Origin of the sequence: Mesorhizobium sp. M1169, assembly GCF_040318345.1 — a bacterium.
In the GTDB taxonomy this organism is placed as follows: Bacteria; Pseudomonadota; Alphaproteobacteria; order Rhizobiales; family Rhizobiaceae; genus Mesorhizobium.
This window is the reverse complement of sequence record NZ_JAMYME010000009.1, coordinates 81,361-97,572: the sequence shown is the minus strand read 5'-3', so window position 1 is coordinate 97,572 and position 16,212 is coordinate 81,361. Positions and strand designations below refer to the sequence as shown.

21 protein-coding genes are annotated in these 16,212 nt (G+C 63.7%); 9 read left to right on the top strand and 12 right to left on the bottom strand.

Annotated features, from left to right (window positions below):
• Window positions 1-232: 232 nt before the first annotated feature.
• The 3 genes from NKH41_RS12050 to NKH41_RS12040 all read right to left on the bottom strand — a co-directional run bounded on the left by NKH41_RS12050 (window position 233) and on the right by NKH41_RS12040 (window position 2,420).
• Window positions 233-1,579, bottom strand: a complete 1,347-nt coding sequence (locus tag NKH41_RS12050; protein WP_352770164.1) for an FAD/NAD(P)-binding protein — start codon at window positions 1,577-1,579, stop codon at window positions 233-235.
• Window positions 1,580-1,628: 49 nt separating this feature from the next.
• On the bottom strand, window positions 1,629-2,081 hold the full coding sequence (locus NKH41_RS12045; protein ID WP_023675902.1) for an RrF2 family transcriptional regulator: 453 nt from the start codon (window positions 2,079-2,081) through the stop codon (window positions 1,629-1,631).
• Between the two features lie 147 nt (window positions 2,082-2,228).
• Window positions 2,229-2,420, bottom strand: a complete 192-nt coding sequence (locus NKH41_RS12040; protein ID WP_352458582.1) for a hypothetical protein — start codon at window positions 2,418-2,420, stop codon at window positions 2,229-2,231.
• A gap of 339 nt (window positions 2,421-2,759) precedes the next feature.
• Here NKH41_RS12040 and tauA point away from each other — a divergent pair, with 339 nt between their 5' ends.
• The 4 genes from tauA to NKH41_RS12020 all read left to right on the top strand — a co-directional run bounded on the left by tauA (window position 2,760) and on the right by NKH41_RS12020 (window position 5,723).
• On the top strand, window positions 2,760-3,773 hold the full coding sequence (gene tauA, locus NKH41_RS12035; protein WP_352614697.1) for a taurine ABC transporter substrate-binding protein: 1,014 nt from the start codon (window positions 2,760-2,762) through the stop codon (window positions 3,771-3,773).
• 108 nt (window positions 3,774-3,881) lie between these two features.
• Window positions 3,882-4,655, top strand: coding sequence for a taurine ABC transporter ATP-binding protein (locus NKH41_RS12030; RefSeq protein ID WP_352770161.1), 774 nt, complete (start codon window positions 3,882-3,884; stop codon window positions 4,653-4,655).
• Entirely contained in the window at window positions 4,652-5,515 is an 864-nt protein-coding gene (locus tag NKH41_RS12025; protein ID WP_352770158.1) for an ABC transporter permease subunit, read from the top strand. Before NKH41_RS12030 ends, NKH41_RS12025 begins: the two co-directional genes overlap by 4 nt.
• 19 nt (window positions 5,516-5,534) lie before the next feature.
• On the top strand, window positions 5,535-5,723 hold the full coding sequence (locus NKH41_RS12020; RefSeq protein WP_352473982.1) for a hypothetical protein: 189 nt from the start codon (window positions 5,535-5,537) through the stop codon (window positions 5,721-5,723).
• 59 nt (window positions 5,724-5,782) lie between these two features.
• Here NKH41_RS12020 and NKH41_RS12015 read toward each other — a convergent pair whose 3' ends face one another.
• Entirely contained in the window at window positions 5,783-5,968 is a 186-nt protein-coding gene (locus tag NKH41_RS12015; protein ID WP_352491244.1) for a hypothetical protein, read from the bottom strand.
• A 305-nt stretch (window positions 5,969-6,273) separates the two neighbouring features.
• Between NKH41_RS12015 and NKH41_RS12010 the strand changes: the two genes are divergently transcribed.
• From NKH41_RS12010 to NKH41_RS12000, 3 genes are all read left to right on the top strand, one after another.
• Window positions 6,274-6,633 carry a septal ring lytic transglycosylase RlpA family protein gene (locus NKH41_RS12010; protein WP_352473985.1) on the top strand — a complete coding sequence of 120 codons (360 nt, stop codon included), beginning with the start codon at window positions 6,274-6,276 and terminating at the stop codon, window positions 6,631-6,633.
• A gap of 256 nt (window positions 6,634-6,889) precedes the next feature.
• Window positions 6,890-8,167 carry a polyhydroxyalkanoate depolymerase gene (locus NKH41_RS12005; protein ID WP_352458576.1) on the top strand — a complete coding sequence of 426 codons (1,278 nt, stop codon included), beginning with the start codon at window positions 6,890-6,892 and terminating at the stop codon, window positions 8,165-8,167.
• 212 nt (window positions 8,168-8,379) lie between these two features.
• A complete protein-coding gene (locus NKH41_RS12000; RefSeq protein WP_352453647.1) occupies window positions 8,380-8,997 on the top strand; it encodes a transglutaminase-like cysteine peptidase in 618 nt (205 codons plus the stop codon).
• A 9-nt stretch (window positions 8,998-9,006) separates the two neighbouring features.
• Here NKH41_RS12000 and NKH41_RS11995 read toward each other — a convergent pair whose 3' ends face one another.
• Genes NKH41_RS11995 through NKH41_RS11980 form a run of 4 tightly spaced genes read right to left on the bottom strand, consistent with a single transcriptional unit; the run spans window position 9,007 to window position 11,799 of the window.
• Complete coding sequence (locus NKH41_RS11995) at window positions 9,007-9,375, bottom strand: helix-turn-helix domain-containing protein (RefSeq protein ID WP_352473989.1); 369 nt, start codon at window positions 9,373-9,375, stop codon at window positions 9,007-9,009.
• 53 nt (window positions 9,376-9,428) lie between these two features.
• Window positions 9,429-9,965: a Smr/MutS family protein gene (locus NKH41_RS11990; protein ID WP_352473990.1), complete on the bottom strand. Its 537-nt coding sequence runs from the start codon at window positions 9,963-9,965 to the stop codon at window positions 9,429-9,431.
• On the bottom strand, window positions 9,962-11,068 hold the full coding sequence (gene mltA, locus NKH41_RS11985; protein ID WP_352770154.1) for a murein transglycosylase A: 1,107 nt from the start codon (window positions 11,066-11,068) through the stop codon (window positions 9,962-9,964). Before mltA ends, NKH41_RS11990 begins: the two co-directional genes overlap by 4 nt.
• Before the next feature lie 23 nt (window positions 11,069-11,091).
• On the bottom strand, window positions 11,092-11,799 hold the full coding sequence (locus NKH41_RS11980) for a Tim44/TimA family putative adaptor protein (protein WP_352770151.1): 708 nt from the start codon (window positions 11,797-11,799) through the stop codon (window positions 11,092-11,094).
• 198 nt (window positions 11,800-11,997) lie between these two features.
• On the opposite strand from NKH41_RS11980, the gene NKH41_RS11975 reads away from it, so the two are divergent.
• The gene (locus tag NKH41_RS11975) at window positions 11,998-12,489 is read left to right on the top strand and encodes an FxsA family protein (RefSeq protein WP_352770149.1); all 492 of its coding nucleotides are present in this window, start codon (window positions 11,998-12,000) and stop codon (window positions 12,487-12,489) included.
• Between the two features lie 113 nt (window positions 12,490-12,602).
• Window positions 12,603-13,103: a protein-export chaperone SecB gene (gene secB / locus NKH41_RS11970; protein WP_352770146.1), complete on the top strand. Its 501-nt coding sequence runs from the start codon at window positions 12,603-12,605 to the stop codon at window positions 13,101-13,103.
• A gap of 254 nt (window positions 13,104-13,357) precedes the next feature.
• Here the strand turns inward: secB and dnaQ are convergent, their stop codons facing one another.
• The 4 genes from dnaQ to NKH41_RS11950 form a co-directional block, all read right to left on the bottom strand.
• Entirely contained in the window at window positions 13,358-14,080 is a 723-nt protein-coding gene (gene dnaQ / locus NKH41_RS11965; protein WP_352770143.1) for a DNA polymerase III subunit epsilon, read from the bottom strand.
• Window positions 14,081-14,165: 85 nt separating this feature from the next.
• Window positions 14,166-14,768 carry a dephospho-CoA kinase gene (gene coaE, locus NKH41_RS11960; protein ID WP_352770141.1) on the bottom strand — a complete coding sequence of 201 codons (603 nt, stop codon included), beginning with the start codon at window positions 14,766-14,768 and terminating at the stop codon, window positions 14,166-14,168.
• Window positions 14,765-15,607, bottom strand: a complete 843-nt coding sequence (locus tag NKH41_RS11955; RefSeq protein ID WP_352770138.1) for a shikimate dehydrogenase — start codon at window positions 15,605-15,607, stop codon at window positions 14,765-14,767. Before NKH41_RS11955 ends, coaE begins: the two co-directional genes overlap by 4 nt.
• Window positions 15,600-16,199, bottom strand: coding sequence for a Maf-like protein (locus tag NKH41_RS11950; RefSeq protein WP_352473997.1), 600 nt, complete (start codon window positions 16,197-16,199; stop codon window positions 15,600-15,602). Before NKH41_RS11950 ends, NKH41_RS11955 begins: the two co-directional genes overlap by 8 nt.
• Window positions 16,200-16,212: the final 13 nt, after the last annotated feature.

Sequence of the window (16,212 nt, the reverse complement as noted above, 5' to 3'; positions counted from 1 at the left end):
ATGGAGGAGAACGAAGACGAGCGTGCGCGACATCAATCCGGTCGATGCGAGACGGCCGAAACGTGTGGCGTCATTGCCTGGCTGTCTCGACCACCACAGGCTGCTGGTCGGCTCTGGTGGAGCGAGCTCCCGCACCCTGGTTCGCCTTCACCGAACGCGGCTATGCGGTCGAGATCTTTTCACCCGGCGACAGCGGTCTTGCATCCGAGATCGCGTCAAGACAGAGGCGGCCTCATCCGAGCAAGCGCTTGCTCAGCCGCGCGCACTGCACGCGAATATCGGGAATGGCGTCGATTTCGAAGAAGGTGCCGCGCGTCAGTGGACCGACGGCGAGGATATTGGCGAATACCGTGCCGTCGCCGGCGATGACCTCGCAGTTCGCGGTCACGTCGAGGCCGAGGCGCATCGGATCCGGCCGTGCCAGCCCACGCTCGACCAGCGACCGCACCACGCTGTTCGAGGTGGTCGAGATGTCCTTGGCGATGCCTGTGCAATCATAGATGCGGGTGACGTCGAACCTTTCGAGCTGCTGCGTGTGGCGCGACTGGACCTGTACGCTGAAGCCGTCGCCGGCGGCGATCTCGACGACGCGCCCGGCGACAAGGCGGATGCGGCCCGCTTGCACCGCCTCGGCAACGCGGGCGTAGACTTCCGGCGCCATGCGATGGCGGTGGATGTCCCACCAGGCCTTGGTGTGCTCGACGAAGCGGCGCTTCGCCGAGGACGGCCAGTTCTGCCAGATCTTCTGGTTGAAGGGTCTCAGACCGTCGACGACGTCGCGCCAGTCGATGCCGGCCTTCTGGTTTTCCCGGATCAGGTCGCGGAACCAGCCGACGAAATAGGAAAGCTGGGTGCCGAGCGGAATGTCGGCAACGTCGAGCTTGATTGGATTGCCCTTGCGATGCGGCGAAGGCAGCAGGCCGCGCCGCGACACCGCGACGATCGCGCCGCGGTGGCCGCGCTGCTCGAGCGACAGGAAGGCATCGACCATGCTCAAGCCGGTGCCCAGCACCAGGACTCGGGCTTCGGGGTCGAGCGCAGTGTCCGCCTCGGATCCCATCCTGATCGCATGCCCCTGCCCCGCCCCCGGCTCTTCGTCGTGGCCGGTGGCGAGCACGGCAAGATGCGCAACCACGCTGGTGCCGTTGGCCAGCGCCACTTCGACGCCTGACGCGGTCGGCGAGATCGACAGGCTCTCCTCGCGGATCAAGCGCAGCCGGCCCGTCTGCTGCTCACGCGCCTCGAGCTCGTCGAGCAACTCCTTGAGATAGCGGGCGTAGACGCTGCGCGGCGCATAGACCGGCGCCTGTTCCGGCGTTGCCAGGCCGCGTTGAAGCAGCCAGCGCGAGAAATTGCCGGGATCGTCGGCATAGGCGCTCATGCCCGACGCGCTGACATTCAGCACATGCGCCGACAGCAGCGTTGAATAGGCCATGCCTTGCCCAAAATGCGGGCGTTTTTCGATCAGGCTGACACGTAGATCGGGATTGGGCGACTTCAGCAGATGCGCGGCAAGCACGACGCCGCTGGCACCGCCGCCGACAATGATGATCGAACTTGGCGTAGCGCGCACGGTCATGCGCACACCAGCTGTCCTGGCGATCGTCGCCGGCTCAGGAGAGATTGGTTCAGGCCTGGATTTTCAACGCCGCCGAAAAATCCTCGTCGCCGGCGATGTCGCGCATTTCGGCGAGGCTGCGCTGGTCCAGCACCTCGGCGATGGCCTGCCGGACCTCCAGCATCAGGTGTCGGACTTGGCATGTCGCCTCGTTGCAGTCTTCGCAGCGCTGATACTGGGTGCGGCTGGCGCAAGGAATGGGGGCAAGCGGTCCGTCGAGCACGCGCACGACGTGGCCGACCTTGATCTCGTCCGCTGGGCGTGCCAGCCGGTAGCCGCCTTCCTTGCCCTTGCGGCTCTGAACGAAACCGGCATTGCGCAATTCGCCAAGGATGGCATCGAGGAACTTCTTCGGAATATTGTTTCCTGTGGCGATGTCGTTGACGAAGGCGAGCTGTCCAACCGGCAGGCGCGCCAGATGGACGAGCGCCTTGAGGCCGTATTTACCTTTTTTCGTGAGCATAACCCGCACGTTTCTCTGTCATTCGATGGCGCAAGGCCACCGGTTGCGAAACGCCTGGCGTGCCTCCCCGCCGCGTCCAAGCTGTCACTACAGATAAATTCTAGTGACATGATATACAAGCCGAGAAACGTTGATTTTGCTTCGTTTTCACGCCGCAATGGCCATTTTGGCCGGGGCTTGTGCTCTTGCGAGCACAGGAGCCACCGCGAATGACACACCGGCAAACTGGCCGGCGGCAGGAATGTCCCGATCGGCGAGAATACCGACAGCAGCTTCTGCACCTGAATTTGAAGGCCAAAGCATGCCGCGCGCGGCAACAAGGAGGGTGGCGTCGCTCATCGTCCTCTCCAATCCTTCAATGTCGATAAGGATACTAGACTTAACCGCGAACACAGGGAACTTGTTTCCAATTTCTTGGCTATCCACAGCATGGATTTGCCGATGCAGGGGCGAAAACGGGAAAATCCTTGTTGCGCGCGAGGACGACGTGGAAGAGGTTCCCGGGCAAGGACGATGGTTCTCACCCGAGCCGTCACCCAGAAGCGCGCGAACTGCCATAGCCAGATGACTTTTTCTAACAAGACCGCACCGATTGGAAGGATTTAACTCTACAAGAACGATAGAGTTAGATGACTATGAAACGCAATCCGGGTTTTCCTCGTTTCCAAGGAGCGTTTCATGTCCACCATTTCGCGACGTATCGTTCTCTTGTCCTCGGCGGCCTTGGCTGGCGCCGCCTTTCTCGGCCCAGCCGATGCGCAGGACCTCAAGATCACTATCGGCTACCAGACGGTCGTCGAGCCCTCGAAGGTGCCGCAGGCCGACGGCGCCTATGAGAGCGCGACCAAGGCGGCAATCGACTGGCGGAAATTCGATTCCGGCGCCGACGTGATCGCCGCCATCGCTTCCGGATCGGTCGACATTGGCTATGTCGGTTCGAGCCCGCTGGCGGCGGCGGCGAGCCGCGAGCTTCCAATCCAGACAATCTTCATTGTCGGGCTGATCGGCGAATCCGAGGCCCTTGTCGCCCGCAACGGCGCCGGCATCGAGAAGGCCGCCGACCTTGCCGGCAGGAAGGTGGCGGTGCCCTTCGTTTCGACGACGCATTACAGCCTGCTTGCCGCGCTGAAGCATGAGGGTGTCGACCCGAAGTCGATCGATATTCTCAATTTGCGGCCACCGGAGATCGCGGCGGCATGGGCGCGCGGCGACATCGACGCCGCCTATGTCTGGGATCCGGCACTCGGCCAGATCAAGACTTCGGGCAAGGTCGTGCTGGATTCCTCGCAGGTCGCCGCCTGGGGCGCGCCGACCTTCGACGCCTGGATCGTGCGCACCGATTTCGCCGAAAGGAACCCGGAAGCGGTGCGCGACTTCGTCAAGGTGACGGGCGCGGCCTATGCCGAGTTCCTGGCCAAGCCGGACGCCTGGTCGGTGACGTCGCCGCAAGCGGCGAAGATCGCCACGATCACCGGGGCCAAGCTGGAGGACGTGCCGCAACTATTGAGGGGCTATGTCTTCCCGACGCTCGAGGAGCAAGCCTCGGACAAGTTCCTCGGTGGCGGCACGGTCAAAGCGGTCGAGGCGACATCGGCCTTCCTCAAGGAGCAGGGCAAGATCGACGCCGTGCTGCCGGATTATTCGGAATACGTGTCGTCGAAATATGTCAGCGAAGCGCTTGCCTCGAACTGACGCCAACGCGCGCGGTTCTCCTTCCCTGACGCCGCGTGCTCCCTGCCCCGAACCGCTTGCGAGGAGCGGCTTCGGGGCAGACAGATTCGGAATATCGGCGAGGTTCCCATGACGCATCTCGTGCTCGACAAGGTCTCGGTCCACTATGACGGTCAGCCGGCGCCGGCGGTCGAAAATGTGTCGATTGAGATCGCCAAGGATGACTTCGTTGTCCTGGTCGGCCGCTCCGGCTGCGGCAAGACCTCGTTGCTCAACGTCGCTGCGGGCCTGGTCGAGCCTGTGCGCGGACGCGCCACGATTGGCGGCCGGCCGATCACGGCGCCAGGCTCTGACCGCGCCGTCGTGTTCCAGAACGACGCGCTGTTTCCGTGGCTGACCGCGCGGGAAAATGTCGCCTTTGCGCTCAGGCTGCGCGGTGTCAGGGCCGCGGAACGGGCGCGGACTGCCGACGACCTTCTGGCGCTGGTGAAACTCGACGGCGCCGGCGACAAGCGCATCTGGGAGCTTTCCGGCGGCATGCGCCAGCGGGTCGGCCTGGCCCGGGCGCTGGCGGCCGAGCCGCAATTCCTGCTGCTCGACGAGCCGCTGGGCGCGCTCGATGCGCTGACACGCGAACGCATGCAGACAACGCTGCTCGATCTGTGGACGGCAAGCCAGGTCGGCGTGCTGATGGTCACGCACGGCATCGAGGAAGCCCTGGTGCTGGCAACCCGTATCATTGTGCTCGCTCCCAGCCCTGGCCGGGTGGTGTGGAGCTTCGAGACCGGCTTCAGCCGGCGCTATGCAGCCGGCGAGGCCATTCGCAGCATCAAGGCCGATCCCGCCTTCGCCGCAGCGCGCGGCGAGCTGACCAACGCGATCTTCGAAGGGGAGGCAGCATGACCGTTACCTCCTATACCGAGCGGCCGCTGCGCAAGGTCGACGACGGAGCCGACGCGCTGTCGGTGCCATGGTCGCGGCCGCGGCCGAGACGCAGCCGCGTTTCGGCCCGCGTGGTTAGCGCGATCACCATTCTGATGATGCTGGCGGCGTGGACGGCATCGGCCCGCCTGCAATTGGTGTCGCCGGTTTTCCTGCCGTCGCCTGTGGCAGTCTGGAACAAATTTGTCGTCGTCGCCCGTGACGGCTTTGTCGACGCAACGCTGCTCCAGCATATCGCCGCCAGCCTGTGGCGGGTGTTTGCGGCGCTGGTCGCGGCCGTTTTCGTCGGCGTTCCCATCGGGCTGGCTATCGGCATCAGCACGATCGGGCGCGGCATCTTCGATCCGCTGCTCGAATTCCTGCGGCCGATCCCGCCGCTCGCCTATCTGCCGCTGATCATTATCTGGTTCGGCATTGGCGAGCCGTCCAAGATCCTGGTGATTGCCATTGCCATGCTGGCGCCGGTTGCGCTGTCGACGGCATCGGGTGTTCGCGGCGTCTCGCAGGAGCGCATCAACGCAGCGCGCTCGCTTGGCGCCACGCAGCGCCAGGTGATCAGGCACGTCATCCTGCCCAGCGCGCTGCCCTCGATCCTGACCGGGCTGCGCATCGCGCTCGGCGCCGGCTGGTCGACGCTGGTCGCCGCCGAGCTGGTGGCCGCGACGCGCGGGCTTGGATTCATGATCCAGTCCGCTGCCCAGTTCCTCGTCACCGACGTGGTGGTGATGGGCATACTGGTGATCGCTGCCATTGCCTTCGTGCTCGAATTCATCATCCGCAGGATCGAGCGGGTTCTCGTCCCGTGGGCGGGGCGGGAGTAACCGGACCGGAGACGTGACGATGCCCCATTCCACCGCTGTACTGTTTGCGCATTTCGGCCATTGGCTCCGCCTGATCAAGGCCGGAGACAAACAGCCGCCTGAAGACGAACGCAAAACGCCGACACCGGTGCATCTGGACGCCGAGCGCAACCGCCTGCCGCCGCGCGACGAAAGTTTCTACTGGGGCTGGCAGTACTGGTCGCGGTGAGCGGCCGCCACGGGTCCGCTGTGTGCTGCTCCGGCGGGCGCCTGAGGATCGACGCCTGTTCAACCACGCGAGCGGTTTGCCCAGGCCAGGCCGACCAAGCCGACCAGCACGGTCACGATGCCGGCATAGAGCCATTGCGACTGGCCGGTCATGAAGCTGCCCTGGACCCAACCGATGCCTTGCAATGACCACAGCACGCCGATGGCGAGCACAATCAAGGCCAGCAGATTTTTGATCAATCTCATCGCTAGAACTCCTCTCCAAGTCGATCATCAGCCGCATTCCGGCCGAAATGGAACAGCTAAAAGAAGCAGCCCAATCACGCCAACTTCTACTTAGATGCTAACCTCTGATCCTGCGCAAGACATGCGGAGATCGGTGAAAAGATCATCAAGGAAGCTGTGCCGCGCTGCGGGAAATCTCTGACAAATTGTTTCGCGTCGACTCCAAACGTGTAACATTGCCATGGAACCGACAGATCATTGCCGCATTTGCTGCCTCATTCGTCCCTAACCGCTGCGGGTCTGTCAACGGAGCCAGTCCCCAACACATGAACAAAAGCAACCAGACCGCGCTTGTCGCGGCCACGATCGCGGCTGGCCTGATGGTCGGCGCATCCACTGCCAGCGCCGCCGCTCAGTGCGGCCGTGCGTCCTGGTACTCACTGCATTCCAGAACCGCTTCCGGCGAACGCATGAACCCGTCGGCGCTGACTGCCGCGCATCGCAGCCTGCCGTTCGGCACCAAGCTGAAGGTGACCAATCGCAACAATGGCCGCAGTGTCGTCGTGCGCATCAACGACCGCGGCCCGTTCATCAAGGGGCGGATGCTCGATCTGTCGAAGGGCGCCGCCAGTCAGCTTGGCTTCATCAGCTCGGGTCACACCGCTGTCTGCATGGCACGGGTCTAACGGCCGCCACGGCCGGACACCGCCTCCGACGCTCGTCCCCAATAGCCGTGCTGCCTGCCTGGCCTTCGCAGGTGCACATTGAGCCGGCTGTTGCCGTTCCAGGCGGATTCTCAACGCCTTGGACGAAAGAACGAGCATAAATCACGCAAGTTGACGTATTGCATCGCAGCAGATTGTTGCTAACTTCCCCGCAAGGCATTCAAGGCTCGGCGCTGCTCGTCGGCCCTTCGATCGCAGTCGGCAGCGGGGGTTCTCGATGTTCTACCAGCTCTACGAACTGAACCACGCCGCCTTGCAGCCGGCGCGCCTCTATGCCGATGCGGTGCGCCTGTTCTACTCCAATCCGCTCAATCCGGTCTCACACACGTCCTGGGGCCGCTCGGTTGCGGCAACGGCCGAACTGTTCGAGCGCACGACGCGCCGCTACGGCAAGCCGCAATTCGGCCTGACCAAAACCGTGGTCGACTGGAAAACCGTCGAGGTCAGCGAACGCACCGTCTGGTCGCGGCCGTTCTGCAACCTGGTTCGTTTCGAACGGGCGGTTCCGGCCGGGCGCCGGCCGGATCCGAAGCTGTTGATCGTCGCGCCGATGTCGGGCCACTACGCGACGCTGCTGCGCGGCACGGTGGAGGCGATGCTGCCCTATGCCGACGTGCATATCACCGACTGGGTCGACGCCCGCATGGTGCCGCTGGCCGACGGCAGCTTCGATCTTGACGACTATATCGACTACATCGTCGACATGCTGCATGCGCTGGGCCCCGACACCCATGTGATGGCGGTGTGCCAGCCTTCGGTGCCGGTGCTGGCGGCGGCGGCACTGATGGAAGCCAAGGGTGATCCGTTCGTGCCCTCGACGATGACGCTGATGGGCGGGCCGATCGACACGCGCCGCAATCCGACGGCGGTCAATCTGCTGGCGCAGGAAAAGGGCATCGACTGGTTCCGCGACAACGTCATCATGCGCGCGCCCTGGCCGGTGCCGGGCTTCGGCCGCGAGGTCTATCCCGGCTTCCTGCAGCTTTCGGGGTTCATGAGCATGAACCTCGACCGCCACATCATCGCCCACAAGGACTTCTTCATGCACCTGGTGAAGCATGACGGTGACAATGCCGAGAAGCACCGCGACTTCTACGACGAATATCTGGCGGTGATGGATCTGACGGCGGAATTCTACCTGCAGACCGTCGACACCGTGTTTGTCCGCCAGGCCTTGCCCAAGGGCAAAATGACGCATCGCGGCGTGGCGGTCGACCCTTCGGCGATCCGCAATGTCGCCCTGTTCACGGTCGAGGGCGAGAACGACGACATCTCCGGCCTCGGCCAGACCAAGGCTGCGCACGACCTGTGCATCAACATCCCGGCCGACAGGCACGCCCATTACATGCAGCCGGCGGTCGGCCATTATGGTGTGTTCAACGGCTCGCGCTTCCGCTCCGAAATCGTGCCGCGCATCGTCGACTTCATTACCAGCTACGGCCGTCAGAACCGTGTTGCGGTCAAGCCCAAGCTGGTCAGGACCGGCAAGAAATAGGCGACCAGTGATGATGCCTGTCAATCCGCATCAGGTCGGTCAATGCCAAAATCATCGGTTGGCGGGGCCGTGCGGCCGGTCGACCTGTTGCACAATAGTCGCGTTGGCGCCACGCGGGTAACCATGCCGCAAAAATCAATCCATCCTCATAATTGACACGGACTGTAAATACCCCTTAACGTTTCGTTAACAACAAGGGACAAGCGGGGACAATGATTTCCTCACCAATGGCGAGAACGCTGCGCCTGTGTGCGCTGGCCGGACTTACTGTGGCGGCAGGTTGGGCCGGTTCGGCCTCGGCAGCCAGCCCGATGATAACAGGTGGCCCGACCTCGCAGCCGATCGGCCATTATGATTTCTGCAAGAGCTACGCGTCCGAATGCTCGATCCGCCCGAAGGATCTGTCGCCCGCCAGCCTGACCGGCTCGCTGTGGCGCAAGCTGCTCAGCGTCACGGCAAAGGTCAACGCCGCCGTCAAGCCGGAGAGCGACTTCGACATCTACGGCAAGGACGAGGTCTGGGCCTATCCCGACAAGGGTGTCGGCGACTGCGAGGACTATGTCCTGGAAAAGCGCCGTGAGCTGAACCGGCTTGGCGTCTCGTTTGCCGATCTGTTGATGACTGTCGTGCGCAAGCCGGATGGCGAAGGCCACGCTGTGCTGACGGTGCGCACCGACAAGGGCGACTATATCCTCGACAATCTGACCGACCAGGTCCGTTCCTGGGACCAGACCGGCTATCGTTTCCTCAAGCGGCAGGCGATCGACAATACCGGCCGCTGGGTCTCGATCCGCGGCGGCCAGCAGGTGCTGGTCGGCTCGGTCCAGTAACAAGGCAGCTCATTTCGGTCGTGCCAGTGCGGCGCGGAGCGACGCTATGATGCGGCGAAGCTCGGCTTCGTCAAGCTTTTCGATGTTGTCGGCCAGAAGGTTGGCAAGCTCGGTCGCCGCCGGGCTAAGGCCCGACGTGTCGAGCTTGACACGCGGATGCGAGGTTTCGGCCAGCCGCGCCAGTTCCTCGGCGTCGTCCCAGATGATGTTGAAATAGCCGATGATCTTCTGGATCAGCGTCCAGCTCGGCGCACCGCGGCGGCCGTGTTCCAGCGCCGAGAGATAGGCTGCGCTGACGCCGATCGCCTTGGCCATGTCCTTCTGGCTGACGCCGCGCTCGTTTCGCAGCACGCGAAGCTTTTCGCCGAATGGGGTCACAAGCGCACCTTCATGGGTGCATCCTCATAGGTGCGTCCCTCATCGGCGTGTCCTCATGAGCGCGCCCGCCGCAAGCGGATATAGAGCGCACCCGAGCCGCCATGTTTGCGGGCGGCATGGTCGTGGCTGGAGACGAGGGGCCGGAAGGCGGGTGTCGACAGCCATGACGGCACGGCGCGCCGCAAGACGCCATCGCCGCCCGACGAAGAGCCCTTGCCGGTGATCACCAGGACGTAGCGGATGCCGCCGGCATGCGCCCGGTGCAGAAAGGAAAACAGCAGCGAATAGGCTTCGTCCTGCGTCAGGCCATGCAGGTCGACGCGGCCCTCGATCGGCAGCCGGCCCTTCGACAGCTTGTCCAGCGTCGGTTCATCGAGTGCGTGGGAGACATGCTGCGCCTTCGGCTTTGCGGCCGTGGCAGCATTGCCCGCGACCTGTGCCGGCGGCGGCGCCTGCCTGGTCTCGTCGATCTCCGGCCCGACGTGCGGAATTTCGACGGCGGTTCTGCCCTTCAGCGGTTTTGCCGTGTGCGCCACCAGGTTCCACAGCACCCGGTCGTCCTCGCTCAGCCTATCGATGCGCCGGGTCATCGGCCTGCTCCTGAAACCAGCGGCCGGGGGACCAGCGCATAAAAATCTGCGGCGTTGCGGATAACGCCGGCGATCTCGCCGGCAGCATCGCCCGACCCGGCAAACAGATCGCCGCGGGCCGGCCCGGTGATCGCCGAGCCGGTGTCCTGCGCGATCATCAGCCGCCGGAACGGTTTTCCGTCGAAAGCGGTCAGCGACGGCGCATCGATATGGAAGGGCGTGCCGAACGTGTGCAGCAGCCGGTCGACGGCGATCGAGCGGCCCGGTGTCAGCGCCACCTTGGCGGCAGCGATCGGGCCGAACTCTGGGTCGTCGACGCCCATCTCGCGGAAGAAGATGTAGGAGCGGTTGCGCCAAAGGATCTCGTCGACGCGTTCCGGATGCGCCTTGAACCAGGCACGGATCGACTGCATCGTCACTTTCTCCCGCGGGATCTCGCCTTCCTCGCTCAAGATCTTGCCCGGTCCGGTAAAGCGCTGGCCGGATTTGGCGGCATAGGTGATGCGGCGAAGCCTGCCGTCGGTCATCTTGAGGCGTGCCGCGCCCTGCACGTGAATGAAGAAGGCGTCGACCTTGTCGGCGAGCCAGGCGATTTCCAGCCTTTTTCCGGCAAGCGCGCCGCGTTCGATCTCGCCGCGGTCGAAATATTCGACCGGGCCGTTCGGCGCCGCACGAGCAAAGGCGAGATAAGGATCCAAGGTTGAAGGACGATTGCCGTCGTCGATGTCGACTAGGTCGGCCGGGCGCGCCAGCAACGGCACCGAAAACCGTTGCGTGCGTACCGGCGAGGCTTCGACCTCCGGCTCATAAAAGCCGGTGACCAGGCCGGGACCACCATCTTCGGCATCGATACGGGCCGGAACGAAATGGCGCTCGAAAAAGCTTCGAGCCTGCGACCGATTCGCCGGCGAAACGGTGCGCGCTTCGGCATAGGCGTCGGCAAAGCCATTGTAGTCGACGCCGAGCGCGCCGGAGCGGTAGGGTTTGCTCAGGATATGAAAGGCCGAGCGGCGAAAGGCGTCAAAGGCAGCAAGATGGTCGTCCTCACCCCAGCCCGGCAATTCGCCAAAGGATTTTTCGCTGAAGGCTCGAGAAAGCGACACGACAGCCTCCGCCGCCGTCCAGTTCAGTCTTCTTCTTCGGTGGCGACGAGCTTCCAGTTCGGATCGCGCGAGCGCGCGTCACGAGCGAAGGTCCAGACATCCTTGACCTCGGCGACGGTTTCGGGATCGCCGTCGATGACGGCGCCGGCCTTGTCGCGGGTCGCCGAAATCAGTTCGCTGACAATGCGCAGCGTGATGTGGGCCTCGCTGCCCTTCATCTCGGCCGAAACGATGTCGGCCTTGTCGATGCCGACGAAGGAGGACTGGATCTTTTCGGCTTTCGCCTCACGGTCGCCGATGGCCGCGACGAAGCCGTCATAGACCTCGCGCGACAAAAGGTTCTTCAGCGTTTTGCGGTCGCCATCGGCGTAGGCCATGACGATCATCTCATAAGCCATCTTGGCGCCGTCGACGAAGGTCTTCGGGTCGAAGGTCGGATCATTGTCCTTGATCGCCCGCAGGCCCCGGTTGAGATCGGTGTCGGGCTTGGCAAAGGCATCGATCGCCACATAGGTGTCGGCCGCCGGCTCTCCTGTCAGGCGCTTGCGCGGCAGCGAAACCACGTTCTCGGGTTTCTGGGCGGCATCCTTGTCGTTTTTGCGCGCTGCCGTATATGGATCGAAGGGCGGGCGCTCGTTGCCCGTGCGTCGGCCAAGCACGTTGCGCAGCTGAAAGAAGATCACCACCGCCGCAATCAGAAAGAAAATCGTGCCGAAGTCGAAGAAGCCCATATCTTGCGCCAATCAATCCCTGCTTTGGCCGGACCAGCGGCCAAGCAAGGGCCGCGATCACATAGCGTTCGGTATCCAAAGCATATAGAACGCATGGCGCAATCATTCAAATCAAAGGCAGCCATACCTATCTAACAGCTCTGGTGCCAGCGGCGATTGCCCGCCGACCGGCAAAACATCGAAACGATCGGTCAAGATTTGCGTATCTCGCTGTTTCCCCTGTTCATTCTCGCGCTTCCGCTGCTGGAGATAGCCGGTTTCGTCATTGTCGGCCGCCAGATCGGCGCGCTGGCGACGGTCGGGCTGGTGCTGGCCTCGAGCATTGCCGGCGCCTTGCTCCTTCGACACCAGGGTTTTGGCGTGATGGCCAGGATCCGTGCCGAAATGGATGCCGGGCGTGATCCGAGCGGCCAGCTTGCGCATGGCGCCATGATCGTGCTGGCAGCGATCCTTTTGATCATCCCCGGCTTCATCTCGGATATTTTCGGCCTTCTGCTGTTCCTGCCGCCGGTGCGCGATCTTGCCTGGCGGATGCTGAAAGGCCGCATCGTGCTGGCAACCGATTTCAGCAGTGGTTTGCGGGCAAGGCAACGCGGCAAGACCATCGATCTCGACGACGGCGACTATTCGCGGGCCGACGACCATACGCGCGGACCGGGTTCTCCCTGGCGCCGCCTCAAGGACGAGTAGCTGCAAGGCAACCGGCGTCTTTTGCAAACTTGTCTTGTCGGGCCGGCCATGATAGCGAACGCCCGAATTTCAATCCGGTCAGCAACGCTGCCCAGGCAAAAGGACCACAGCTTATGGCCAGCAACGACGACGCGCCGACCGGCGCAGCCAACGGTAATGGAAATGCGGCGCAGCCTTCGCTCAACGTGCTTGCGCAATATGTGAAGGACCTGTCCTTCGAAAGCCCCGGCGCACCGAACTCGTTGCGCGGCCGCGACAAGGCTCCGGGCATCGCCATCAATGTCAACGTCAACGCCAACCCGCTTTCGGACAAGCAGTTCGACGTCAATTTGACGCTGAACGCAAAAGCGTCGTTCGACCAGGAAGTGCTGTTCAACGTCGAGCTGGTCTATGGCGGCGTCTTCTCCATCAGCGGCTTCCCGCAGGAGCACATGCTGCCGATCCTGTTCATCGAATGCCCGCGGCTGCTGTTCCCGTTCGCCCGGCAGATCATCGCCGAGGCAACACGCAACGGCGGCTTCCCGCCGCTGATGCTAGACCCGATCGATTTCGCGCAGATGTTCCAGCAGAAGCTGACCGAGGACCAGGCTGCCGCCAAGGTCAAGGTGAGCTGAGGCTGGTTGGCTCGCAGCGTTTGAAAAACCCGGCGCGAAGCCGGGTTTTTTGTTTGAGACGCCGGCGGGGCAGTACCCCCCTCTGGCCTGCCGGCCATCTCCCCCTCAAGGGGGGAGATCGGACTTCACGTCAGCCTTCGCCAATCCTTCATCGCCGCAGGAATGAGCGAGACGCTGGGTCTGCCAATCTCCCCCCTTGAGGGGGAGATGTCCGGCAGGACAGAGGGGGGCGCGAAGGATCACTCCGGTCAAAATCACTGTGCCGCGGAACTCGCTTCCGGGGGGACGCGCAGCCACAGCGCTTTTTCGCCGAGGCTGCCAACCATGCCTGCGTGTGCTGCGCGCTCGGCATCGGTCAGGCGCGACGGCAAGGCGATCGGCCGCACACCGATCGAAATATCGATGTCGTCGACATCCTGCCTGCCGCCCGCCGGAGTCAGGATGCTGTCGAGGATAAGGCTTGCCTGCTTGCCGCCGATGAGCTCGATATAGACCTCGGCCAGCAATTCCGAATCGAGCAGCGCGCCGTGCTTGGTGCGGCGGCCGTTGTCGATGCCGTAGCGGCGGCAGAGCGCATCGAGCGAATTGGGGCCCATCGGATGCTTGCGGCGCGCCAGCGCCAGCGTGTCGACGATCCGTCCCGGATCAATGGCCGGATGACCAAGCCGGCCGAATTCGAGATTGAGGAAGCCGATGTCGAAGCCGGCATTGTGCGCGACCAGTTTGGCGCCGTCGATGAAGGCCAGAAACTCCTCGGCGATCTCCATGAAAGTCGGCTTGCCCTGAAGATCGGCGGCGCTGATGCCGTGCACGGCCTGCGCCTCGTGATGGATCTGGCGGCCTTGCGGGTTGATGTATTTGTGGAAGGTTCGGCCGGTCGGGAAGCGGTTGACCAGCTCGACGCCGCCAAGCTCGATGACGCGGTCCTCGCGCGTGTCGAGGCCGGTGGTTTCCGTATCGAAGATGATCTCACGCATCGAATCAGTCCACTGGTTCCGGCATCATTCTAGCCGAATCACGCCCGGAACAAAATGGCAACAAGTAATGCGGGCTGCAAGCCTCTTAACCAGGCCTGGCTGCCTTATCCACGACTAGTTCGGCGATGATGGCCTTGACGGCCGCGCGAGTGGCGTCAAAGCCCTGACCGGTGTCGATGACAAAGTCGGCGCGCCGGCGCTTTTCGGTGTCGGGAACCTGCCTGGCCAGGATCGACGCCAGTTTCTCCTCGTTCATGCCCGGCCGCGCCAGCACGCGGGCGCGCTGGACTTCGCGCGGCGCGGTGACGACCACGACCTTGTCGACGCGGTTGCGGCCGCCGGTCTCGAACAGCAGCGGTATATCGAGCACGGCAAGCGGCGCGCCGGCGGCACGATGTTCAGCCAGGAAGGCATCGGCGTCGGCACGGACCAGCGGATGGATGATCGCTTCCAGCCGTTTCAGCGCGGCGGCGTCGCCGAGCACCCGCTCCGCCAGTGCCGCGCGGTCGACCGCACCGGATCGGGTGGTGCCGGGAAAGGCCGCCTCGACCAAGGGCGCGGCCTTGCCGGCATAAAGGCGATGCACAGCCTCGTCGGAATCATGGACCGGCACGCCGGCCTCGGCGAACATCTTGGCCGCGGTCGATTTGCCCATGCCGATCGATCCGGTGAGGCCGAGCACGATCATTTTATCGCGCCGATATCGGCAATAATTATTTGCCGCAGTTCGGCGGTGACTTCTGGCCTGATGCCGAACCACCGCTCGAAGCCGGGCACCGCCTGGTGCAGCAGCATGCCGAGCCCATCGACGGTTCTCAGGCCGCGCGCTCTGGCGGTAGCAAGCAGCGGCGTCTCCAGCGGCACGTAGACGATGTCGGTGACGATGGCGCGGTCCGGCAGTCTGCCTGGATCCGCGGACAGGCCTTCATTGCCATGCATGCCGAGCGCTGTCGTGTTGACCAGCAGGCCGGCATCTTCGAGCAATTCGCCGGTCGCCGCGAGGTTGTGGGCGGAAACGCCGGCACCGAAGCGGTCGCGCAGCTCCTGCGCCCTCGCAAGCGTCCGGTTGACGATGCGGATGTCGCTGACGCCGCGCTGCTTCAGCGCATGGATGACCGCGCGAGCGGCGCCGCCGGCACCGAGCACCACGGCGGGGCCGTTGGCCGCCCAGCCCGGTGCATATTCGTCCAGATTGGCGGCAAAGCCATGGGCATCGGTGTTGCCGCCGCACAATTCGCCATTCTCGAACCACAGTGTATTGACCGCACCGATCTGTTCGGCGTCGGCGTCACGCCGCTTGGCCAAAGCGAAGGCGGCTTCCTTGTGCGGGATGGTGACGTTGCCGCCGCGATAGCCTTGTGCCTGCAGCGTCTGCAGGAATTCGGCAAAGGCCTCCGGTGCAACGTCGATGGCCTCGTAGACGCCGTCGATGCCGTATTTCGCCAGCCAGTGGCCGTGGATCTTCGGAGACCTGGAATGCGCGATCGGGTGGCCGGTGACGAAGGCTTTTTTTGGGGCCTCAGCCATCGATCGCCCCGAACTCACGCAGCTTGGCCAGCACCGGCAAAAGTGGCAAGCCGACAATAGTAAAATAGTCGCCTTCGATTTTTTCGAACAGCTGGATGCCTTCGCCTTCGATCTGGTAAGCGCCGACACTGGACAACGCCTTGGCGCCGACGCGCGCCAGATGGCGGCCGATGAAGGCCGGATCGAGCTTGCGCATGGTCAGGCTGGCGATGCCGACATGCCGCCACAGAACCTGGCCGTCACGGCCGAGCACGACGGCGCTGTTGAGATGATGCGTCTTGCCCGACAGCGCCAGCAGATGACGGCGCGCTCCTTCCATGTCGGCCGGCTTGTGGAACAGCTCGTCGCCGAGCGACAGCGTCTGGTCGCAGCCGAGCACCAGGGCGCCGGGCTTGCGCTCACTGACGTCGGTGGCCTTGGCTTCGGCGAGCACCAGGGCGACGTCCTCCGGCGACACGCCAGTGTTCTGCAGCGGCGCCTCGAGCGCGCGCTCATCGACAGAAGCCGGAACCGCTTCGACAGTGACGCCGGCATTGACGAGCAGCGCTTTGCGGAACGGGCTGCCCGAGGCAAGGATGATTTTTTCGGCCATTTTTTTCGCCCGT

Excerpts from the sequence above, each read along its gene's own strand:
- NKH41_RS12050 (WP_352770164.1), bottom strand. The coding sequence starts at position 1,579 with ATGACCGTGCGCGCTACGCCAAGTTCGATCATCATTGTCGGCGGCGGT.
- NKH41_RS12045 (WP_023675902.1), bottom strand. The coding sequence starts at position 2,081 with ATGCTCACGAAAAAAGGTAAATACGGCCTCAAGGCGCTCGTCCATCTG.
- NKH41_RS12040 (WP_352458582.1), bottom strand. The coding sequence starts at position 2,420 with ATGAGCGACGCCACCCTCCTTGTTGCCGCGCGCGGCATGCTTTGGCCT.
- tauA (WP_352614697.1), top strand. The coding sequence starts at position 2,760 with ATGTCCACCATTTCGCGACGTATCGTTCTCTTGTCCTCGGCGGCCTTG.
- NKH41_RS12030 (WP_352770161.1), top strand. The coding sequence starts at position 3,882 with ATGACGCATCTCGTGCTCGACAAGGTCTCGGTCCACTATGACGGTCAG.
- NKH41_RS12025 (WP_352770158.1), top strand. The coding sequence starts at position 4,652 with ATGACCGTTACCTCCTATACCGAGCGGCCGCTGCGCAAGGTCGACGAC.
- NKH41_RS12020 (WP_352473982.1), top strand. The coding sequence starts at position 5,535 with ATGCCCCATTCCACCGCTGTACTGTTTGCGCATTTCGGCCATTGGCTC.
- NKH41_RS12015 (WP_352491244.1), bottom strand. The coding sequence starts at position 5,968 with ATGAGATTGATCAAAAATCTGCTGGCCTTGATTGTGCTCGCCATCGGC.
- NKH41_RS12010 (WP_352473985.1), top strand. The coding sequence starts at position 6,274 with ATGAACAAAAGCAACCAGACCGCGCTTGTCGCGGCCACGATCGCGGCT.
- NKH41_RS12005 (WP_352458576.1), top strand. The coding sequence starts at position 6,890 with ATGTTCTACCAGCTCTACGAACTGAACCACGCCGCCTTGCAGCCGGCG.
- NKH41_RS12000 (WP_352453647.1), top strand. The coding sequence starts at position 8,380 with ATGATTTCCTCACCAATGGCGAGAACGCTGCGCCTGTGTGCGCTGGCC.
- NKH41_RS11990 (WP_352473990.1), bottom strand. The coding sequence starts at position 9,965 with ATGACCCGGCGCATCGATAGGCTGAGCGAGGACGACCGGGTGCTGTGG.
- NKH41_RS11980 (WP_352770151.1), bottom strand. The coding sequence starts at position 11,799 with ATGGGCTTCTTCGACTTCGGCACGATTTTCTTTCTGATTGCGGCGGTG.
- secB (WP_352770146.1), top strand. The coding sequence starts at position 12,603 with ATGGCCAGCAACGACGACGCGCCGACCGGCGCAGCCAACGGTAATGGA.
- dnaQ (WP_352770143.1), bottom strand. The coding sequence starts at position 14,080 with ATGCGTGAGATCATCTTCGATACGGAAACCACCGGCCTCGACACGCGC.
- coaE (WP_352770141.1), bottom strand. The coding sequence starts at position 14,768 with ATGATCGTGCTCGGCCTCACCGGATCGATCGGCATGGGCAAATCGACC.
- NKH41_RS11955 (WP_352770138.1), bottom strand. The coding sequence starts at position 15,607 with ATGGCTGAGGCCCCAAAAAAAGCCTTCGTCACCGGCCACCCGATCGCG.
- NKH41_RS11950 (WP_352473997.1), bottom strand. The coding sequence starts at position 16,199 with ATGGCCGAAAAAATCATCCTTGCCTCGGGCAGCCCGTTCCGCAAAGCG.